We start from the raw sequence: 19,406 nt of genomic DNA, 5'->3' as shown, positions 1-19,406 counted from the left end.
TCTCGTTGCTGGTTGTTAGTTGTTGGTTTTTAGTAGAATGACCAGCCACAAGCCACTACCCACTACCCACCATTACCCAATCCCCATCTTCGCTTTCAGCTCACGCACCAAGGCACTGGCGTTGGGCGCGTAGCCATCGGCACCGACGGCATCGCAATATTCCTGGTTTACCGGTGCGCCACCCACAAAAATGATGACATCGTCCCGGAAGCCAGCATTTTTGATGGCTTCGATGGTGGGAATAAACATCGGCATCGTGGTGGTAAGGAAGGCACTCATGCCAATCGCGTCTGGCTTGTGTTCGCGAATGGCCTCGACAAAGGTTTCCTCGGCCACGTTTACGCCCAGGTCTATGACGTTAAAGCCTGCGCCTTCCAACATAATGTTACACAAATTTTTGCCGATGTCATGGATGTCGCCCTTGACCGTACCCATCACAAAGGTGCCAACGGGTTTGGCATCTGTGTTAGCCAGCAACGGCCGTAATACCCCCATCGCCCCAGACATTGCCTTGGCCGCCACCAGCATCTCCGGCACAAAAAAGGTGCCTTCCTCAAAAAGACGGCCGACTTCTTCCAGTGCTGGAATCAAGGAGTCGAACAAGATGACCAGCGGATCCATTTCCAATTCTAGCCCTTCATTCGTCAGAGCCACGACCGGATCGCGCTCACCATCAATAGTGTTATCGTACAGTTCGTCTAAGATTTCGTCTGCCCTACTCATCATAACTCCATTTTCGATTGACGATTGACGATTTTCGATTGGTTTACTATTCAATCGTCAATCATTTCCTTGGTCTTGGTCGCCGTTTTAGCTTTTTCGGGGCTGCTTGGGCAGCAATTTGCTCGGCGGTGGGTTTTTGTAGATGTTCTGGTTTCAGGATATGTTCCAGGTTGATGGGGTAACGGCCGTATTCCTGTGCCGCCTCATACATTGCTTCAATATTTACCGGGGGTACGTCGGAGCCGATGTTGTGGCAGGGGGCCAAAATGTAGCCGCCACCGCGCCCCAAATCATAAATGCGCCGGGCGACATCGTAACGAACGCCCTCAGGCGATTCAAAAGGCAGCATCTGCTGTACATCAATCGCCCCATGGAAGCACAAACGGCCGTGGTACAGCTCTTTGAGAACGGCCGTGTCCATCCCCAATGCCGAGGTTTGAATGGGGTTCAAAATATCCACGCCCATCTCAATAATATCCTCCACCACGGGCGTTACCGTACCATCGGTGTGGTACATAAACTTCACATCCGCTTCGCTCTTGATATGGTCAATGAGCTTGGCAATGCGCGGTTTTACCAACTGGCGGAAGGTATCTGGCGAAATCATCATGGACGATTGTCCACCAATATCATCGGTAAAGTAAACCATCTGCACATACGGCCCAACTGCGTCGAGAAAATGACTGTAAAATTTTTTATACAAATCAAGCAGCTTGTCCATCAAGGCTTCGGCCATTTCCAGATTATTGGCTAGATCGGCAAACATCATTTCGTAGCCCCGAATTTGCAAGGCTTTGGTGAGAATGCCGCCCTTAATCGCGTCAGCCACCAGCACATAATCGGTGTTTTCATACAGCCATTTAGCCCGTTCCGCCAGTCCGGTGACTAATTTGGGATCATACGGGTCTGGCCAGGGATGGTTTTCCAGATCGGCTACCGTTTTGGCCTCACTCAAGGGCGAGGAGTAGACGCTGTAGGCATCCAGCATATATTGCCATTCGATGCCCCACATATCGCGGTAAATATCGTCGCGCACGTCCACCACGTCAATCCAGTGGGGGGCAATCCAGCGAAAATCAACATTGTAGCGGCGCAAAACCTTCTCGTCTGGCACCACATTTTGCACCATCCTGTCCAACACCAAGTCGGTATTTTTAATATCAGGATCGTTGTGCAGATGCACTTTCAGCTTTTCATAGGCAAAGCGGTGAATGGTCGCCACATGGCTACCCAAATCTATTGGCACCCGGTCTGCCTCTTGGAAATTGGTGATTTTTTTGAATCGTTCGCGTCTGTTCATAAATCCTACTCGATTTACGATTTACGATCGTAGATTTACGATTGAAGACAGCAATCGAAAATCGTCAATCGTAAATCGTCAATTAAAAAATGTGGGTTCAATTTCCATCAGGTCACAAAAATGGAGCAGTTCTTCTACCCGTTTCCCCGCCACACCCATGACGTGGTTGGAACCAAAATTGCTAACCAATTTATCTATGTCCACGTCCAGCTTTAGGAAGGCGGTGGGTAGCTGGTGGCTTCCCCTGGCCTGGACAAAGTTATCATGCTCTTCTGGCGAGATGTGGACGGTTTCGCCAGAGATGATGCCCATGCGGTAACGGCCGTTCTCTCGATACAGTCGCGCCAGGGTCATATCACCGGGGGCGGTGTTGAAGTAGGTAATTGCCCCGCCCGCAGGCCGATTGGCCGGGCGCAGCTCAATATGCTTCATATTTTCAGCCGGATCATCCGAGCGAGCCGCATACCAGGAGCAAAACGCGCCGCAGTTGGGGAAGTAAAACAGTCCTCGCTCATCATCAATGTAGCTCACGTCCATGAACAGCACTGGCAGACCACCAGAAATTTCCTTCAAAATCTCCATGGTTAAGGCCGCATCCCCATCGGCTTCACAGGCCATCATAATTGGGTCACGACGGCCGTCTGCGTCATAAGGACTGGGCAGCAGCGCGGCAGAAATACATTGGGGTACAAAATGGGTGGTCAGGTCAGGCATACATTTAATCGCCACAAAGTCCAGCCCCATCTCCCCAATAATCTCCATGGTTGCCAAATAACAGCGCACCTGAAAGGCCAACTTCTCCGGGGTAAATTTGTCATCGTTGTACTGAACGCTGCCCACCACTCGCGTCAGCCAGGTCATCATCTTCTTGGTGTCCGCTTCTGGCACCAGCTCGGCGCGGCGAATAATTTCTAGCTGGTCAATATGCTCCGTGTCCACGCCAAACAGCTTTTTCCACTGCATGGGGTCAAACGTGCCCGTGTCAATGCCTAGCGAACGGCCGCCAAAGAGACCAAACATTTTGCCCTGAAGCCGGGATTTTACGGCCGTTGCCATAAAATACGGCATCACTTTTTGCGCCAAAGCCTCAGTAAAATCTTCGCGCAAACGCATATGCGGGTAGCCAATCTGGCTCAACGTACCGCCTGCGCCCAGCAGACCCACCGTGCTGTGCGTCCCCGGATGCTTATTGCCCAGCAGCACCGTCGGCATATTCAGCCGCTGAATGCCCCGCACCACCAAATTAGGCGATGTCCAGCAGGGCGTATGGGCGACCAGCACTTCAACCCCGGCAGCCCGCAGCGCATCCACCTGAGCATCAATCTCATCCTTCGCCCGCGCCACCGCCTCCTGCGCCACCAGCGTCACCGGAAGCTGCTCAAAGTAAGCCACCGCTTCCTGGTGACGCGGCTCCGTCATCTTCTTAAAGACATGCTCCCACTCATGCGCGCGGTGGTCGCCAAAGGTAATTAGACCAATTTTAGGTTGTGACATGATTTTCCCCTGTGGCTAGTGGTTGGTGGTTAGTGGCTGGTAACCAGCACCTAGCACCTAGCCACCATCTCATTTTTCCATGCGTCGTGGGAAGGCCTGAATGCTGCGCCCACCGTCTGGATAGATTGTCTGCCCTACCAGCATGGCCGCTTCCGGGCTGGCCAAAAAGACAATCACGCGGGCAATCTCCTCGCAGGTGGCAATACGGCCGATTGGCAACCGATCCATCAACTGCTTCCGTTTGGCTTCATTGTGAACCACCCGCTCCATCAACTCCGTCAGCACCGGGCCAGGGGCGCAGCAGTTCACCTGAATGCCTCGATCCACCAGCGAAAGCGCCATCGCCTTGGTCAGTTGGTTCACGCCACCCTTGGCCGCACAGTACGGAATCTGATCCGCCAAGGCCAACTGCGCCATCACCGATGATACATTGACGATGGAGCCGCCTTTGCCCTGCTCAATCATTACTTTGGCCGCTGCTTGGCTCACAAAAAACGTACCTTTCAGGTCAACGCTCATCACCCAATCCCAATCTTCTTCGGAAATATCGAAGAAGTCGGCACTGTGGTTGACCCCTGCATTGTTTACCACCACATCCACCGTGCCAAAATGGGCAACGGTGGCCTCAACCAGGGCATCAATTTGCGCCTTTTGGCCGATGTCACAGCGCACAAAGAGGGCTTCACCGCCGTCAGCTTCAATTTTAGCCACCACCTGCTCGCCTAAATCCACCGAACGGCCGGTCACAACCACTTTCGCCCCTTCTTTGGCAAACTCATAGGCGCAAGCCTCACCAATTCCCTTTGTCGCGCCAGTAATAATGACTACTTTGTCCTTAAATTTCATCTGCTTCCCTCCAGACTGAATATGACAGTCACCTCACAGGTGACTGTCATATCAGTTGTATTGATCATGTTTCCAGCGGCTTTACGCCTGGCTCATACCGTTGGCGAATGTCTTCAATCAGTTCAGCCACATGGTCTGTGAGGCGCGTAACAAGCTTCTCACCTTTTTCTCGGGTGGCTTTGGTAGCATCGCCGATGATGCCGTTTTTCAGCTCACGGTACTCTGGGCGAGCAAACGTGCCTTCAAAATGGTACATTGTGCCGGGGCGTGGCCGCATTCCAGGGGCAATGATGAATTTGCGATCCACCAATGGTTCGCCGCCCCCTTTGTCTGCTTTACTCATATCTACAAATTCGGGGAAGAGATAAAGTGCTACGGAGGTTTCAGCTTCGTCGGCGTGCCACATCCAATCCTCCAGCACATCTTGGTCGTCACGCAAAAAGTCGTACCAGTGCAGCGACAGGGTGAAAATGCCTTCCAGACCCAATTTATGCACGGCAACGATGGTTGAAGATACTTGTCCATGAGCGGACAGGATGATGAATTTATTAAACCCTGAAACGGTTGCGCCCTTCACAATGTCTGTTATCAATCCGATGTGGGTTTCGTAAGTGAGCGGGATATTGCCCGGCATTCCCCAATGATGGAAGGGATGGGAGCCATACATGGGGCAGGGGAGGAGCATCACGCCGGTTTTGCGGGAGATATGCTCGGCCATGCCGATGGCGTTGTAGCTGTCGTCGCCACAGGGACAGTGTGGGCCGTGCTGCTCAATGGCTCCAATTGGTAAGAGGGCAATGTCGTCCTTCTTGGCATGTTCCACAATGGCGTCGGCTGTCATCTCTTGCCACCAAACTGCTTTTCCTTCTGACATTCTGATTTCTCCTTTACTAGAAAATTATGAATTATGCGGGATGAATTATGAGAATTCATCACCGTTTACCGAAAACTGATTACTGCTTACTGACCACTGCTGGCGGTACGCGGCCGTCGCACTCGTCGTCCTGTGCCATTGCTGGCGGTTTGGGTCTTATGATGGGCAATCCAGGCTTGGCAATTTTCGTCATGTCCCATGATGGCATCGGCACCGAGGATGGCTTTCATCATTTCGGCTTCCAGGGGGTTGGTGATGGCGCAGGTCATGCCTGCCCCGATGATCATGGCGAGGAAAGCGGCGTTGAGCGACGGCCGTCCCGGCAGCCCAAATGAAATATTAGAAGCCCCGCAGGTGGTGTTCACGCCCAGCTCACCGCGAATGCGCCGCACCAGCTTAATAAAGGTTGCCCCCGCGCCATGAACTGCACCCACGGGCATTGCTAGCGGGTCTATAATCACGTCGGCGCGAGGAATGCCAAATGATTCGGCACGCTCAACAATTCTTTTAGCCACGTCAAAGCGCACGTTGGGATCATGCGAGATGCCGGTTTCGTCGTTGGCAATGCCAATAACGGCCGCACCATGCTGCGCCACCAGCGGCAACACCGATTCCAGCCGCTCTTCCTCACCCGTCACAGAGTTGACCAATGCCTTGCCCTGGTACGCTTCTAAACCGGAGGCCAGGGCGGCAACCACGGACGAATCTATGGCGATGGGGGCATCGGTTACTGATTGGACTATGCGGATCGCTTCGGCCAAGACGGCTGGTTCATCGGCCATGGGAATGCCGGCATTGACGTCTAGCATCTGCGCCCCAGCTTGCACCTGGGCGATGGCATCCTGGCGTACCCGGTCAAAGTTGCCAGCAGCCATCTCTTTGCCCAGCAGCTTACGCCCGGTGGGGTTGATGCGCTCGCCAATAATGACAAACGGCCGTCCCGCACCGATAACAACTTCTTTTGTTGGGGATGTAACAACTGTTTCCACGGTTTTCTCCCTGAAAATTATGAATTATGAAGGATGAATTATGAAAATCTGAATACGTATTCGGATTGTGTAAAAAAATTAGCCCGCCGCTGTCAATGGAAAGGCAACGCCATGTTCTTCACCAAGTTTTTGCAAATCTGCTACAAGTGCAGGTGGCAGGGGGATGCCATTTTCCAGACGGTGCTGCATGGTGCGGTGTTCAAGCTCGCCCGGGAGTAGCATTTCTTGCGTCTCATCCCACATGGGCGACGCTTTGATGGTTTGCTGGAATTCTGCCATTCGCGCCTGCATTTCGTCCTGGCTCATGAGTGCCAGCGGGTTGATCACAATCATGAAGTGGCTGGTCAGGCTGGGATCGTCGGGATATTTGTACATGCTTTTCAGGCTGTGCTGAAAAACGCCACCGGTGATAAGACCGCTAAGAATGTCTACCACGTAGGAAAGCCCTAACCCTTTGTGTGCGCCCAGCGGTAGCAGGAAACCAGCAAAGGCTTCGTCGGGATCAGAGGTGGGACGCCCGTTTCTGTCCGTCGCCCAATCTAAAGGGATCTGCTCACCCTTCTTGCTAGCCAACAGCAGCTTGCCCCCAGCCACGTTGGATAATGAAATATCCAGCACAAAAGGAAAGCCGCCAAACGTAGGAATGCCGATGGCTATGGGATTGTTGCCCGTGATTGGCCGACTACCGCCCGGCGCCACAATGTTGGGCATGACGCTGGTCATTACCAGGCCAATTAGCCCTTGTTCAACAGCCATTCGCGCGAACAGTCCGGCCGCACCAAAATGATTGCTACGAATCACCCCCACCGCGCCCATGCTAAACTGTTGGGCTAATTCAATGGCTCGGTTCATAGCTGCCCGACCCACCACAAAGCCTGCGCCGTCATCTCCATCCAGCACTTCCAAAACACCGCTGCCGCGCACTTTTTTAACGGCCGGCGTGGGATTCATGGCACGACTATGCAACCGTTGCAAGTAAATGGGAGCGCGTAAAACGCCGTGGGAATCAATGCCCCATAAGTTAGTTTGCACCAGAGCTTTGGCGCAAAAATTTGCGTCAGCAAGGGGCATTCCTGAGGTGCTAAATAGCTTGCCTAAAAAATCTTGCAAATTGGCTGCTGAAATTGAACGATTGCTGCCAGACATTTGATTCCTCTAAATAAACCTCCCGCAGGTTTGTTCTCGAATACCGTTTGCGGATGGAACCTGCGGGAGGTTGGTTGTTTTCATTTCTTCGTTAGCCAGAAGGCTTTGGTAAATACGTTGCCACGCCAGGAACGTTGACGCGCAAACGGTAAAGGCTGGTTGTGGCGGTGATGTACAGTGAACAGAGATCGTCATCACCAAAAACAAAGTTGGCGGCTGGTTCCGGCGTTTCAACAATGCCCAAGCAGTCACCCTTAACAGTAAAAATGTGAATACCACCTGGCCCGCATGAATAGACGTTGCCCTGGCTGTCAATTTTTAGGCCATCGGCTACACCCGGTTTATCCCCAACGAGATTGGCAAAGAGACGGCTGTTTCCCAACCCACCATCTGCCAACATTTCAAACACACGAATGTTTTGCCGAGTCGTGTCACTAATGTAGAGCAATGATTCATCCTGCGAGAAGCACAGGCCGTTGGGCTTGGCAAAATCATCAATGAGTAGTGTAAGTTCGCTGTTGGCAGGGTCTAGGCGGTACACACCGTTAAAAGGAAGCTCTTGTTCACGGGGGATACCGTACCCGGCACTGCGCCCGGAAGGCGGGTCTGTAAAGTAAATCGTACCATCTTGTTTGACGATCACATCGTTAGGGCTGTTGAGCTGCTTACCCTGGTAATGGGTTGCCAAAACTTCATAGGTGCCGTTGGTGAGATCGGTTCGGGTCAGGCGGCTGGTGGCGTGTTCACAGGTGAGTAGACGGCCGTCATGATCATACGCATTGCCATTGGCCATGTAGCTGTGGCGATTGCGCTTCATTACGCCAACATCGGCCCGCCAACTATAAAGTGAGTTCCCTAAAATATCGCTAAAAAGGAGGCTTTTATACGTGGGATGCCAAACTGGCCCCTCTACAAAATCAAAACCCGCAGCGACCAACTCAAGTGTACTTTGCAGGTCGATCAGCCTATAAAAATCATCCAGTTTTACAATCACTTCCACGTTTATCTTTAACCTAAATAACGCAAACAACTTCTCTTTTGAATACGTATTCAGAAGTCTATTGATATTTCTGGTTTTGTCAATATGAATTGCTGTATCAGCATTAGGTTATGGAGGGCGAAATATTACGTTTTTGTGGAGCCGCGAATGATAAGCTCGCCTAGTAGTAGCTTGTATTCGGCCGTAGGAATGCCATCTTCGTGATTATCCAGCAGTTCCAAAGCCGCATCAATCATCCCGTCAACGGGTTGGCGAATCGTGGTTAAATTATAAATTGGCCAGCCAGCAATAGGGATGTCGTCGAAGCCGATGATGGATAGTTGGTCTGGAATTTGAAGGTCAAACTCATACCGAGCCACATCCATTACACCCATGGCCATGATATCGGCTGCACAAAAGATGGCATCTGGAGGCGTAGCTAACGTTAGTAGGCGGCGCGCGCATGCCTGACCAGATTCATAGGTAAACGTACCGGTTTCAAGAAGAATTTTCTCATAGCCACGCTCTTTTAATCTGCCAACAAATCCCGCCTCTCGCATCATGTTGGTAAAGGTTGTAGGCGGCCCACCAATATAAGCAATTTGAGCATGATCAGCATCTAAAAGGGCATCAGCCGCTAACCGCCCTCCCTGTTCGTTATCGCAGCAAACCGAGTTGGCGCTGGAACCTTCCACAAAGCGGTTTAGAAGAATAACTGGTGTGCCGTTGCGAGCACATTCGTCGGCAATTTCATTAGACGGCGTTGTGGAAGTGATAATGAGTCCATCCACCTGATAGCCCAAGACGCGGGGCAAAAAATCATCTACGGGCTTTTCTAGCGGCACGTTGAATAGCAACACTTGCTTGCCCATCTTCTGTAGGCGATCTGTCATTTTCTCTAGCACGGTTGGATAAAACAGACTGTTGGCCACATTGGCCATAACCAGGCCGACGATGTTGGTGCGGCGGGTGCTGAGGCTGCGGGCGATAACATTGGGCTGATACCCCAGCTTTTTTGCGGCGGCCAACACACGGCTGCGGGTATCGGCCGCGATACTGGCATTTGGATCAAAGGCGCGAGAGACAGTTGGTTGCGATACGCCTGCTAATTGTGCGACATCAATGGATGTGGCGGGTTTTTGGGTCATGGTTCTCCAAAGTAATATGAATAGGTATTCAATTCATTATATGAGCGGTAACTTGCTTGTCAATTCTCATGCTAGATTGTGCAAATCATGTAAATAAGATGACACCCTGTTATAATTTGCCGACCAGAAGCGAAGTTTCTGAATTTGTTAACTAGAAAGAAGGATGTGCCATGCTGGCCAAAGTTTTTAGCTGTGCCATTGTTGGGTTAGAAGCAGAAGTTGTAGAAGTAGAAGTGGATATTATACGAGGACAGCCTGCGTTTAACCTGGTTGGCTTGCCGGATGCAGCCGTTCGTGAGAGCCGAGACCGCGTGCACAGTGCCATCAAAAACAGTGGGTTTACCTTTCCTGCAGGCAAGCGCATCACTGTTAATCTGGCGCCAGCCGATCTACGCAAAGAAGGCCCCGCTTACGATTTGCCCATCGCCGTGGGCGTTTTGGCTGCTTCGCAACAAATCTGGCCTGAAAAGCTGGCAGGGGCACTCTTTTTAGGGGAACTGTCGCTAGACGGCACGGCCCGCCACACCAAAGGCATCTTGCCCATGACGGCTCTGGCCCGCGAACAGGGGTTCAGCCGCGTCTTTGTGCCCGCCGATGATGCTGGTGAAGCCGCCCTGCTACCCGATGTAGAGGTATTTGCCATTCGCAACCTGAGTGAGTTGGTTGCTCATCTAACTGGATTGAAACCACTTACACCGTACACGGTGGATTTAGAAGCTGAATTCCGCCAAGATCCCATCTATGCCGCCGACTTCGCTGACATCATGGGACAGGAACATGTGAAGCGCGCGCTAGAAGTTTCGGCAGCAGGCTCACACAACATTCTTTTATCGGGGCCCCCAGGAGCAGGGAAGACTTTGCTGGCTAAATCAATGCCCAGTATTTTGCCGCGCATGTCGGTCGAGGAAGCGTTAGAGGTTACCAAAATATACAGCGTCGCTGGGTTGCTGCCGCCCGATACGCCGCTGATGAGAAATCGGCCGTTTCGCTCTCCGCACCACACCATCAGCTATGCCGGGTTGGTTGGTGGCGGTGCTTGGCCACGCCCAGGTGAGATAAGCCTGAGCCATCGGGGTGTTTTATTTCTCGACGAGCTTCCTGAATTTGGATCCAACTTAATTGAAGTGTTGCGCCAACCATTGGAAGGCATTCCCCGCGAAGTTTCTATCTCTCGTGCTTCTGGCACCGTAACCTATCCAGCCAACTTCATGCTGGTAGCTGCCCAAAACCCCTGCCCGTGCGGCTATTTTGGCGATCCGACCCATGCCTGTTCCTGCTCAAACGCGATGATTACACGCTACCAAAAGCGGCTTTCTGGCCCTTTGATGGATCGGATTGATTTGCACGTAGAAGTACCCCGTGTCGAGTACGACAAGCTGACGAGTCGGCAGCGAGGCGAACCTTCTGCCCAAATTCAGGCTCGGGTTGAGCAAGCGCGGCAAATTCAGGCGGATCGCTTTAGGGAGCGTGCCTTATATGCCAATGCCGACATGGGACCTAGTGAGGTGCGCGAACTTTGTCAACTCGATGAAACGGGCAATCGCTTGATGAAAAGCGCTATGACCCAAATGAATTTGAGTGCCCGCGCTTTCCATCGTGTGCTAAAAGTGGCGCGTACCATTGCCGATTTATCTGAAGAAACATCCATTCAGCCTGCTCATTTGGCAGAGGCGTTGCAATATCGTCCAAAACAGCAGTAAGTTGAGTCAAAAGGAGGGTGGCGCCATCTAAATCGGGTAACTTAAATGACGCCACAGTTTAAGGGGGAAGAAGTAAAATAGGAAGAGTATCTATAAAGTAGTACCGTTTTCTTACGGCCTTTATTAAGGTTGTTTCCGAATTTTTGCCTCAGGAAAGAGATATAATTTTAGGATGGCTGTACTTGGGATTGATATTCATGCCAAGCAGTATTGAAGGCCTCGATGACGGCAGGGGAAGCGTTTTTGTCTACCAACCAAGTGGCCCAGATCATATGCCCGTTTGCTTTCTTGCGGGTGGCTTTTGGCTCATCGAATTGGCTCATTGTGAAAGCAAAATCGCCAATGGCATCTTTACGTTCAGTTTGTGTTTTTAGCCATTGGTAGAAGGAAAAGGATTCCATAACAGCGTTAACCTCGCTTGTGTAACTTTTGGCGTCATCTGGCTAGACGCCTCACTGATACAATTTCAATAATGGCTCCCAGGGTGTCTACAAAATGTAGCTGACTGAAGCAACTGGCTAAACATTTAGTGGATTGTGATTGCTTCAGTCCTAGTGACATAATATATGTTTACACTTAAGATTGTAATTAAGGTGGGGTGAAATTTTGGAAAAATAGATGGTACTTTTGGACTAATTTGCCAGTTGGATTGTTATTTCGGCGGATTATTGGAAATGTACGTATAGTCACCCATTGGTTGACGCAGCAATTTTCAAGATTTTGCTTGCGTATCCAATCACACTGATATACGCTTTAACGATGCTTGTGTAAAAGCAGGAAAGTTCATGGCGAAAGATAGAGCGAAATACCAAAAAGCAATAAAGGTTGGGCTAGCTTACAACAAGGCAGAACGGTGGAAGGATGCGTTTACGGCCTTCCGTGTAGCAATTGGGGAGTTTCCACACGATGCTGCAGCGTATGCTGGGCTGGGTGAGGCTTGCCTGGGGTTGAAGCAGCTCGATCGGGCATTGGATTGTTTTAAGTTGGCGGCTCGGTATTCACGAGGGGATATTCGTTATTTGCGTAGCGTGGCGGATATTCAGGAGAGACAGGGTCAGCTAGCAGAAGCGGCTCGTACTTATTTGGCAATTGGTGAAATTTTGCTGAAGCAACGCCACCTGGAAGAAGCGATTGGGAATTGGGAGCGATCAATTCGGCTTGACTCTAGTTTGTTAGGGTCTCATAAACGGCTGGCAACGGTGTTTCAACGGCTGAACCGGAAGCGGGATGCAGTGCGGGAGTATTTGGCGATTGCCCGCATTTTGCAGCTGCGTGGAGAAAATAAGAAGGCCTTGCAAATGTGCCAGGCGGCTTTGCGGTTGGATCCTGGAAATGAGGATGTGCTAACGGCCGTTGAACTCATCCGTCATGGTGAAGCGGCATTAGCGGAACCCGTGGAGGAAGCGGTTGAATCTGAACCTGCCACCGGGCTGTCGGCGGAAGAACAGGCAGAGGCGGATAGCCTGACTGAAACAGTGCGTCAGATGGCTGCCATTTTTGAGGCGGAGCGTAATGAGCAGTCAGTGGCAGAGCAGGAAGAGCTATCTGATCCAATTGAGAAGGCGCGCCGATTAGCTCAGGAAGAGCTGGCTGCAGAGCTTTTTCGGGATGAGGATGAGGCGGAAGTAGATGCCAATAGTTTGAGTAAGCTGGAGCGGGATGCGTTGCTAGGCCAAGCAATGGATTTTGAAACGCGGGGCCATATTGATGATGCAATTGGCTGTTATCAACGGGCGATCCGCGGCGGTTTGAAGCTGCCAGCGGCGTACTTTATGTTGGGGTTACTTTTCGTGGCTAACCAGCAAGAAAATGAGGCCAAAAAGATTTTGGCGTTGACGGCAAACAATCCCACGTACCTTCAGGCGAGCAAATTGGCGCTTGCAGGCAAGTAACGGCCGTTCCCCTTGCCGTATCAATCAAGAAATCGAGATCAATTAAATGCCCAAACCAAGAAAGTTCCGCATTAGTGACGAAGCGGTTTTTGAGACAATTATTCAGCTGTGTACGGCCGCTTGGCCAGATGAGTCGGTACGTCCTGAAGAGATTGCCATGACTTTGTATGAGCCAGAATGGCAAACATTGACCAAGCGCATTCGGCTGGCGGTGAAGCATCTAGCTGAAGCTGGCCATGTGCAGATTTTGCGTAAAGGTAAATCTGTGCCTCCCGATGATTTTAAGGGCGTGTACCGCGTGCGATTGGCTGATTCTTTTTGGGAAGCTGACGCCGCAGATTAGTCTGAATTATTATTTGCTAGCTGGTTGACCCCCCAACGGCCGTTTATCAACCAATCTTCATCCAATTGAGCCATTTTTGCAGCTTGGGCCGTGCTTAACCCTGCAAGAACCTCAGATTTGCAGGTGCGTAGGAAGAGCGCGGGCGTGGGCAAGTAGCTGACGATATCTGCAAACGGGGTGGTGTGCGGCCAGGGAGCATCCCCCAGAGCGCGGCGGTAGTTGGCATCGCCTTTGCTAATGAGGAGGTTGGCGTTGGCTAACTGTTGGTTGATGGTTGGGGGTAGCTGCCACAGCGGGTGTGGGGATGTCCAGAATGGATCGGTAACCAGATGCAAACGGCCGTTTACCAAATAAGAAATTAGTCGCTGGCCGGCCTCTCGCAAAATGGGGTCTTCATGATGGTTGAGGTAAGCAACTGTGCTTTCGACGTCGAAGGCGGTGGCATCGGAGACAAAGGTGGGGAACAGTTTGAGGTGATAAAATACGGTGCCAACTTGCCTGGTTGCTAGCAAATAGTCGGTAAGGCATAAATCTCCAATCAGCTCAAAGCCAGCATTATCCATAATGAAATCAACCCGGCGGACGGGGCTTTGCAGCAATTGGGCAACGGCTGTTGTGTCATCAACAAGTAAGTGCGTGGTTTGATCATCCACCTTTGCATGGTTGGGCATGGCGTCGTCGCCAGCGGCCCACATGCTCATGTCCGCCTGGTTGCCCCAAAGAGCTGCCAGAAGCATCTGCCGAAAGCCGTTTGGCTGCCAACCATTGGTGATGAGCCTATCCGCTTGGCGGAGTAGTGCCTGAGTCTGAGTGACGGTTGCAGCCAGGCCTTGACGCTTTTGATGCGCGAAGGGATCAATTCCACTGCGAAAATGATCCACAGCGGCGGCAATGCGCCGATAAAAATAGGTTTCTACAAAAAACCAGGGGGCTTCTAGCCAGGTTTGCCCCAAATAGGGCTGAATATCAGCTTGCCAAATGTCTAGTTCTGGGGCGAGGTGATCGGGCAGATAGCCAATGCGGCCGTGTGGAATGCTGTTGAGGAGGGCAGTGAGTTGGGCAACGGCCGTGTCTGGCAAGTCATTTTCTGCCAGGGTGCGTTGCAAAATCTTGGTTAAGCGGCGGGTAATGGAGTCTTGGGTAAATGCTGTATCTGTGCCATGCAGCGGGGTAGGAACGGGGAGCCTGGGTGCTTTCATGATTGGCCACTTACTGGAATGAGTCTCCTTCCTGCATAAATTCTAATCGGTTGCCAAACGGATCGTTGATATAAAATCGCCGCACGCGTACCCCAGATGTATCGGCAATTATGGGAATGCCGGCAGCTTGCAAATGGCTTTGTGCTACTTCCAGATCAGCCACGCGCAGGCCAGGGTGGGCTTTGGTGGCTGGTACAAAATCGGCCTGAATGCCCAAGTGCAGCTCTAGCCCACTGCCAGCGAACCAACAGCCGCCTTTGGCACGCAATTGTTCAGGCTTTTCTAGCTCACGCAGGTTGAGGATACGGCCGTAAAATGCCCGCGCTGCTTCTTCCCCACCTGGGGGCATGGCCAGTTGCACATGGTCTAGCCGGGTAATTTTCATCTTCTGCCTTTGGCAATTGATTGTAAGTGGGGCGGGGGAGATTATGCTTCTGGCTGTGCCAGGAAGCTGTACCCTGTGCCCCAGTCAGAAATGATGTAATGTGGCTCTTTAGGAGAAAGTTCAATTTTGCGGCGTAGACGGTAAATGTGCGTGTGCAGCCGATCCTCAAACGCATCGTCCATTGGCCAGACGCGGCGCAGCAGGAAGCCGTTGGTAACGGTTCGCCCCGCATTACGCATGAGAATGTAAAGCAGCTTGGCCTCTGTAGGGGTAAGCTGCACGGGTCTTTCACCAACAAATGCTTTGCGATTGGGAAAGTCAACCTGCAAATTCTCATCTACTTTAATGATTGGCTCTAGAGTGTACGCAAAATCTCCCATGCGGCGCAGCACGCGGCGTACCCGTGCCACTAGCTCTGCCGCCCGGAATGGCTTAACGATATAATCCTCGGCATATCTGTCCAGACCAAAAACAACGGTCTCTTCATCGTCGATGGCGGTGAGCATGATGATGGGCAGGTCGGAAAATTGGTGGATAGCTTCGCACAGTTCAAAGCCGTCCATGCCGGGCATGTTTAGGTCAATAATGGCCAGATGGGGCAAGCCTGTACGAGAAATGACGGAGAGGGCTTCTTCACCGGAAACGGCCGTATGCACCACATATGCCTCTCGCTGCAAAGAGGTCTCCACAGCACGTAAAATGGATATGTTGTCATCTACGATTAGAATTTTGACGGTAGTGTCTTCTGCATTCCCTATGAGCATAGCAGAATACTAATACACCAAGGGTGAGAAGGCAACTACTCCGGCAAAATGACCGCTTACGGCAGGGCGTCGAAAACGGCCGCAAAAGCGTCGTAGGGTTGTGCGCCCACAAAAATTTGGCCGTTGATGTCGAAGATGGGCTGGCTAAAGACGCTGCGCTGGCGGCGAATGTCGTCTAGTGCCAGAATGGTTTCCAGACCAGTTGGGCCGTCGTAACACGCTTCAAAAGTGGCTTGGTCTGCGCCGAGGGCAACGGCCGTTTCCACATAGTAATCTCGGTCTGCCCCCCACAGAGCAGATTGATTCTCGAAGAGGTAGTGGTGAGCGACCCAGAACAAATCCGGGTCTTGCTGGCCCATACATTCGGCCGCAAGGGTTGAGTAGACGCTGGGGTTGCCGTGGTTTAACACGGGCCAAAACACCAGCTTGACGCGCCCGGTTTCAACGTAATTGGCAATGATGTCTGGCTCTGTACCTAGCACGTAGGTACGGCAGCTACTTCAGAGGAAGTCGGAGTAGTCAATGTGGGTAATGGGGGCGTTGGGGTCGCCCAGGAAGAAGGCACCTTCTTCGGTACGGCCGCTTACTATACTTGCTTCCGCCACAACTTCGGCCGTTGGTTCTGGAGCAGAGGTAGCTGTTTCTGTAACTTCCTCACTGTCAGAGGAATCGGTTTCGGGTATGGTCGTCGGTGGTTCTACACGGGGCGTCTCGACGGTAACGGCAGGGGGTGGGGCTGTGTTTGTGGGCAGTACAGCTGTTTCTGGTGCGGAAGTTGGTGGGGGCGTAACGGCCGTTTCTGTGGTTGGGGTACAGGCGATCAGTAAAATCAGGATTGTAGCAAGGCATAAAAATCGTTTCATGCCCCAAGTATACCGCAGCAATTTGTAACAGACCTTACACAAAAATTAAAACCTGATGTTACGCATTGCCAGTGAAGAGATTTCAAAAGTCTTGCAGGTAGTCCCGCCATTTGCCAGAGAGATATGAGACTTTTGAAATCTACACTGCGAAACGTGCGTTAAGAACGAGATTCGTTGAGGCGGGCCAGCAATGCCTGCGAACGCAAAATGCGCCGTACGTGGCGCGTTTGCATCGGCGCATTATGGCCATCAATGTAATGATCGTAATTTTCGTCTAGCAAATTTTCTAGCATCGCCATGTCCAGCATTTGGTCTGTGGGATTTTCGTAGCGGGGGGCTGGATAGTAACAGTCACCCAGAAACATCACGCCATCCTCTACCACCTTGATCACGGTGGAATCGGCCGCGTGAACGCCGCCGACGTGCTGTAACTCCAGCGTCACACCGTCAAATTGGAATTGCTCTTGCCCTTCATAAATGATTTCTGGCAATACAATTTCAAAGGCGGCCCAATCTTCGGCCGTCCAGTCCAAAATCAGTTTGGGATTGCGCTCTACTTTTGTGCGTAGGTGGGTTTCTCCTACGTTTTGTTGGCGCATTTCGGTTAGAAACTGATGGCTCAGGCGGTGTGCAATGGCGGGTACGCCGTACACACAGGCGCCAAAGGTGTGGTCCCAATGGTGATGGGTGTAGATAACATGGCTGATGCGTGGCGCGTCCATTGCCATGAGTGCGGCTTGAATTTGCCGTGCTAACTGCAAGCTGTTGCCTGCATCAATTATAATCGTTTGACTACCCGTTATGACCATGCCAATGGTGGCCTGCACACGGTTTTTATCTGGATGGCGGGGCAAAATCCAGACGTGGGGGGAGATTGGGGTGAGCGTGAGACGTGAATTAGACATTTTATTGTGTGCCAGTTTGCGAGTAGCGAGTGAATGGCGTGTTTACTCGCCCACTTGCCACTCGCAAACTTTACTGAAAGTCGCTTACAAATTGGCTATCTCCGGCTTTTGCCCGGTGTGGATGGCAACCGTGCCAAACATGAACAGCTTGTAGGTGACGTTTTGGAAGCCAGTTTGGCGCATGATGTCGGCTAGCGTTTCTGGGTCTTTGAATTGCTGGGTGCTATCTGGCAGGTAGCGGTAAGCGTCGGATTCGCCAGTGATAAGCTTGCCCAGCAGGGGGATAATGTGGTTGAGGTGGATGCGGATGAACGGCCGTAACCAATTCTTCTTTGGCGGGCTGGATTCCAGCACCACGACCCGCCCGCCTGGTTTGGTGACCCGCATCTGCTCCCGAAATGCGCCCGGCACGTCAATGACGTTTCGCATCAGAAAGCCTGAGGTGACGGCGTCAAAATAATCATCGGGGAAGGGGAGAGCCAGCGTGTCGGAACCTACCCACTGGATTGGCTGCCGCTCTGGGATTTGCTTGCCTGCCTGCATCATTTCCACCGTAAAATCGCCCCCCACGGCTTGCAGGCCGGGTACCTGGTTCAGCCCCTCTAGGGCAATGTCCCCTGTGCCGGTAGCGATGTCGAGGATACGGCCGTTCCTTGGCAAATTCGCCTGCTGAATGACATACCGCCGCCATTTAATATCTTGTCCAGCCGTCATCAGCCGGTTCATCAAATCGTAGCGGCCCGCAATGCGAGCAAACATGCTCTGCACATATTGTGCGCGTTCTTGTCCTTGTAGGTGTGCCATGGTCAAAACCTTACTGTTGTTTTGGTCTTGATCATAGGATGTTTGAGAATTTTGTCCATAGAATGCCGGAGTGAAAAAAATAATCACGAATGACACGAATAGCCGAATAACATGAATGTTTTAATGCAAATTCGTGTTATTCGATTATTCGTTAAATTTGTGATTTGCTTTTTATAGGGGAAACGGTCGTTCCTACCCTGCCGCTTCTAATTGTGCCATCTCATCCGGTGTGAGCGTGATGTTGGCAGCGTCCCAATTTTGCTGCAAATGAACCGGGTTGTGCGACATGGGGATGGTGATGACCCACGGTTGCTGCACCAGCCAGGCCATTGCAATTTGGTAAGGGGTAGCGTCGTGGGTGGCTGCAACTTCTGCCAACATCTTTTGTACGCCGAGCCGCCCTTCTTCCACGGGAGAGTAGGCCGTTACCACGATGTTATTGGCTTGGCAGTAGGGAATGACGCCGTTAGTGACGTACCGACGAGTAGTGATGCTGTACGGCACCTGATTAGTAACGATGGGCGTTTCGCTAAGATCCTGGGATTCCTTCATTTCGTCCACATCAAAGTTGCTGACGCCCAGGTAGCGGATTTTGCCCGCACGAACCGCTTCGTTGAGGGCGCGAAACGTTTCGGCCAGCGGCGTGCCATCGCGCCAATGAATGAGGAAGAGATCAATGGTGTCTACGCCCAGCCGTTGCAGTGAACCGTCAATGGAGGCATGGGTGCGCTGGTAGCTCAGGTTGGGCGGGCGCACTTTGGTGGTGAGAAACAGTTTGCTTCGATCAAAGCCTTGAATTGCCTGCCCAACGAGCTCTTCAGTGTGGCCGCTGGCGTACATTTCGGCCGTGTCAATATGCGTGTAGCCAATCTCCAGTGCGGCCCGGATTGCTTTCAAAGCACGGGCGTCTTGGCTGGGATCGGGATAGCTGCGGCCCCCCATCGCCCAGGTGCCTAAGCCTATCACTGGTAGGGGAGTACCGTCATAAAGTGTCACTGAAAGCATAATTTTTCTCCTTGCAGAAAATCCTCCCGCAGGTTTATTCTCGAACT

At 51.9% G+C, this 19,406-nt stretch carries 20 protein-coding genes; 3 read left to right on the top strand and 17 right to left on the bottom strand.

What is annotated here, in order from left to right:
- Positions 1-72: 72 nt before the first annotated feature.
- The 9 genes from ACOQPM_RS06775 to ACOQPM_RS06735 form a co-directional block, all read right to left on the bottom strand.
- On the bottom strand, positions 73-726 hold the full coding sequence (locus ACOQPM_RS06775) for a corrinoid protein (RefSeq protein ID WP_420628486.1): 654 nt from the start codon (positions 724-726) through the stop codon (positions 73-75).
- Positions 727-784: 58 nt separating this feature from the next.
- Positions 785-2,023: a uroporphyrinogen decarboxylase family protein gene (locus ACOQPM_RS06770; RefSeq protein WP_420628485.1), complete on the bottom strand. Its 1,239-nt coding sequence runs from the start codon at positions 2,021-2,023 to the stop codon at positions 785-787.
- A 78-nt stretch (positions 2,024-2,101) separates the two neighbouring features.
- Positions 2,102-3,517: an L-fucose/L-arabinose isomerase family protein gene (locus ACOQPM_RS06765; protein WP_420628484.1), complete on the bottom strand. Its 1,416-nt coding sequence runs from the start codon at positions 3,515-3,517 to the stop codon at positions 2,102-2,104.
- Positions 3,518-3,586: 69 nt separating this feature from the next.
- Positions 3,587-4,363, bottom strand: coding sequence for an SDR family NAD(P)-dependent oxidoreductase (locus ACOQPM_RS06760; RefSeq protein WP_420628483.1), 777 nt, complete (start codon positions 4,361-4,363; stop codon positions 3,587-3,589).
- 64 nt (positions 4,364-4,427) lie between these two features.
- The gene (locus ACOQPM_RS06755) at positions 4,428-5,237 is read right to left on the bottom strand and encodes a creatininase family protein (RefSeq protein WP_420628482.1); all 810 of its coding nucleotides are present in this window, start codon (positions 5,235-5,237) and stop codon (positions 4,428-4,430) included.
- Between the two features lie 86 nt (positions 5,238-5,323).
- Positions 5,324-6,226 (bottom strand): dihydropteroate synthase, encoded by a 903-nt coding sequence (locus tag ACOQPM_RS06750; protein ID WP_420628481.1) that lies wholly within the window; start codon positions 6,224-6,226, stop codon positions 5,324-5,326.
- A gap of 78 nt (positions 6,227-6,304) precedes the next feature.
- Complete coding sequence (locus tag ACOQPM_RS06745) at positions 6,305-7,372, bottom strand: Ldh family oxidoreductase (protein ID WP_420628480.1); 1,068 nt, start codon at positions 7,370-7,372, stop codon at positions 6,305-6,307.
- Between the two features lie 91 nt (positions 7,373-7,463).
- A complete protein-coding gene (locus ACOQPM_RS06740) occupies positions 7,464-8,372 on the bottom strand; it encodes an SMP-30/gluconolactonase/LRE family protein (RefSeq protein WP_420628479.1) in 909 nt (302 codons plus the stop codon).
- Positions 8,373-8,497: 125 nt separating this feature from the next.
- Positions 8,498-9,499 (bottom strand): LacI family DNA-binding transcriptional regulator, encoded by a 1,002-nt coding sequence (locus ACOQPM_RS06735; RefSeq protein WP_420628478.1) that lies wholly within the window; start codon positions 9,497-9,499, stop codon positions 8,498-8,500.
- A gap of 170 nt (positions 9,500-9,669) precedes the next feature.
- Here ACOQPM_RS06735 and ACOQPM_RS06730 point away from each other — a divergent pair, with 170 nt between their 5' ends.
- Entirely contained in the window at positions 9,670-11,199 is a 1,530-nt protein-coding gene (locus ACOQPM_RS06730) for a YifB family Mg chelatase-like AAA ATPase (protein ID WP_420628477.1), read from the top strand.
- A 167-nt stretch (positions 11,200-11,366) separates the two neighbouring features.
- Here ACOQPM_RS06730 and ACOQPM_RS06725 read toward each other — a convergent pair whose 3' ends face one another.
- A complete protein-coding gene (locus ACOQPM_RS06725) occupies positions 11,367-11,600 on the bottom strand; it encodes a YozE family protein (protein ID WP_420628476.1) in 234 nt (77 codons plus the stop codon).
- 384 nt (positions 11,601-11,984) lie between these two features.
- Here ACOQPM_RS06725 and ACOQPM_RS06720 point away from each other — a divergent pair, with 384 nt between their 5' ends.
- Both ACOQPM_RS06720 and ACOQPM_RS06715 read left to right on the top strand, forming a co-directional pair.
- Complete coding sequence (locus ACOQPM_RS06720; RefSeq protein WP_420628475.1) at positions 11,985-13,091, top strand: tetratricopeptide repeat protein; 1,107 nt, start codon at positions 11,985-11,987, stop codon at positions 13,089-13,091.
- A gap of 46 nt (positions 13,092-13,137) precedes the next feature.
- Positions 13,138-13,434, top strand: a complete 297-nt coding sequence (locus ACOQPM_RS06715; protein WP_420628474.1) for a DUF3253 domain-containing protein — start codon at positions 13,138-13,140, stop codon at positions 13,432-13,434.
- On the opposite strand, the gene ACOQPM_RS06710 is transcribed toward ACOQPM_RS06715, so the two are convergent.
- The 7 genes from ACOQPM_RS06710 to ACOQPM_RS06680 all read right to left on the bottom strand — a co-directional run bounded on the left by ACOQPM_RS06710 (position 13,431) and on the right by ACOQPM_RS06680 (position 19,359).
- Positions 13,431-14,633 carry a damage-control phosphatase ARMT1 family protein gene (locus ACOQPM_RS06710; protein ID WP_420628473.1) on the bottom strand — a complete coding sequence of 401 codons (1,203 nt, stop codon included), beginning with the start codon at positions 14,631-14,633 and terminating at the stop codon, positions 13,431-13,433. The two genes, ACOQPM_RS06715 and ACOQPM_RS06710, sit on opposite strands and share 4 nt — an antisense overlap.
- Positions 14,634-14,643: 10 nt before the next feature.
- Positions 14,644-15,018 carry a VOC family protein gene (locus ACOQPM_RS06705; RefSeq protein ID WP_420628472.1) on the bottom strand — a complete coding sequence of 125 codons (375 nt, stop codon included), beginning with the start codon at positions 15,016-15,018 and terminating at the stop codon, positions 14,644-14,646.
- A 41-nt stretch (positions 15,019-15,059) separates the two neighbouring features.
- Complete coding sequence (locus ACOQPM_RS06700; RefSeq protein WP_420628471.1) at positions 15,060-15,782, bottom strand: response regulator transcription factor; 723 nt, start codon at positions 15,780-15,782, stop codon at positions 15,060-15,062.
- Between the two features lie 56 nt (positions 15,783-15,838).
- The gene (locus tag ACOQPM_RS06695; protein WP_420628470.1) at positions 15,839-16,645 is read right to left on the bottom strand and encodes an Rcas_1661 family thioredoxin-like (seleno)lipoprotein; all 807 of its coding nucleotides are present in this window, start codon (positions 16,643-16,645) and stop codon (positions 15,839-15,841) included.
- 158 nt (positions 16,646-16,803) lie between these two features.
- A complete protein-coding gene (locus ACOQPM_RS06690) occupies positions 16,804-17,550 on the bottom strand; it encodes an MBL fold metallo-hydrolase (protein ID WP_420628469.1) in 747 nt (248 codons plus the stop codon).
- Between the two features lie 84 nt (positions 17,551-17,634).
- Entirely contained in the window at positions 17,635-18,354 is a 720-nt protein-coding gene (locus ACOQPM_RS06685; protein ID WP_420628468.1) for a class I SAM-dependent methyltransferase, read from the bottom strand.
- Between the two features lie 192 nt (positions 18,355-18,546).
- Positions 18,547-19,359, bottom strand: a complete 813-nt coding sequence (locus ACOQPM_RS06680) for an aldo/keto reductase (protein ID WP_420628467.1) — start codon at positions 19,357-19,359, stop codon at positions 18,547-18,549.
- Positions 19,360-19,406: the final 47 nt, after the last annotated feature.

It is taken from the genome of Candidatus Leptofilum sp., from assembly GCF_965223525.1.
Classification (GTDB): domain Bacteria; phylum Chloroflexota; class Anaerolineae; order Promineifilales; family Promineifilaceae; genus Leptofilum.
Note: the sequence above shows the minus strand (reverse complement) of the source record. Positions and strands in the feature narration are given on the sequence as shown.

What these genes read in the sequence shown, in the direction of transcription:
- ACOQPM_RS06680 (WP_420628467.1), bottom strand. Translation starts at nt 19,359, where the DNA reads ATGCTTTCAGTGACACTTTATGACGGTACTCCCCTACCAGTGATAGGC.
- ACOQPM_RS06765 (WP_420628484.1), bottom strand. Translation starts at nt 3,517, where the DNA reads ATGTCACAACCTAAAATTGGTCTAATTACCTTTGGCGACCACCGCGCG.
- ACOQPM_RS06700 (WP_420628471.1), bottom strand. Translation starts at nt 15,782, where the DNA reads ATGCTCATAGGGAATGCAGAAGACACTACCGTCAAAATTCTAATCGTA.
- ACOQPM_RS06710 (WP_420628473.1), bottom strand. Translation starts at nt 14,633, where the DNA reads ATGAAAGCACCCAGGCTCCCCGTTCCTACCCCGCTGCATGGCACAGAT.
- ACOQPM_RS06735 (WP_420628478.1), bottom strand. Translation starts at nt 9,499, where the DNA reads ATGACCCAAAAACCCGCCACATCCATTGATGTCGCACAATTAGCAGGC.
- ACOQPM_RS06730 (WP_420628477.1), top strand. Translation starts at nt 9,670, where the DNA reads ATGCTGGCCAAAGTTTTTAGCTGTGCCATTGTTGGGTTAGAAGCAGAA.
- ACOQPM_RS06715 (WP_420628474.1), top strand. Translation starts at nt 13,138, where the DNA reads ATGCCCAAACCAAGAAAGTTCCGCATTAGTGACGAAGCGGTTTTTGAG.
- ACOQPM_RS06755 (WP_420628482.1), bottom strand. Translation starts at nt 5,237, where the DNA reads ATGTCAGAAGGAAAAGCAGTTTGGTGGCAAGAGATGACAGCCGACGCC.
- ACOQPM_RS06745 (WP_420628480.1), bottom strand. Translation starts at nt 7,372, where the DNA reads ATGTCTGGCAGCAATCGTTCAATTTCAGCAGCCAATTTGCAAGATTTT.
- ACOQPM_RS06725 (WP_420628476.1), bottom strand. Translation starts at nt 11,600, where the DNA reads ATGGAATCCTTTTCCTTCTACCAATGGCTAAAAACACAAACTGAACGT.
- ACOQPM_RS06770 (WP_420628485.1), bottom strand. Translation starts at nt 2,023, where the DNA reads ATGAACAGACGCGAACGATTCAAAAAAATCACCAATTTCCAAGAGGCA.
- ACOQPM_RS06685 (WP_420628468.1), bottom strand. Translation starts at nt 18,354, where the DNA reads ATGGCACACCTACAAGGACAAGAACGCGCACAATATGTGCAGAGCATG.
- ACOQPM_RS06720 (WP_420628475.1), top strand. Translation starts at nt 11,985, where the DNA reads ATGGCGAAAGATAGAGCGAAATACCAAAAAGCAATAAAGGTTGGGCTA.
- ACOQPM_RS06705 (WP_420628472.1), bottom strand. Translation starts at nt 15,018, where the DNA reads ATGAAAATTACCCGGCTAGACCATGTGCAACTGGCCATGCCCCCAGGT.
- ACOQPM_RS06760 (WP_420628483.1), bottom strand. Translation starts at nt 4,363, where the DNA reads ATGAAATTTAAGGACAAAGTAGTCATTATTACTGGCGCGACAAAGGGA.
- ACOQPM_RS06775 (WP_420628486.1), bottom strand. Translation starts at nt 726, where the DNA reads ATGATGAGTAGGGCAGACGAAATCTTAGACGAACTGTACGATAACACT.
- ACOQPM_RS06690 (WP_420628469.1), bottom strand. Translation starts at nt 17,550, where the DNA reads ATGTCTAATTCACGTCTCACGCTCACCCCAATCTCCCCCCACGTCTGG.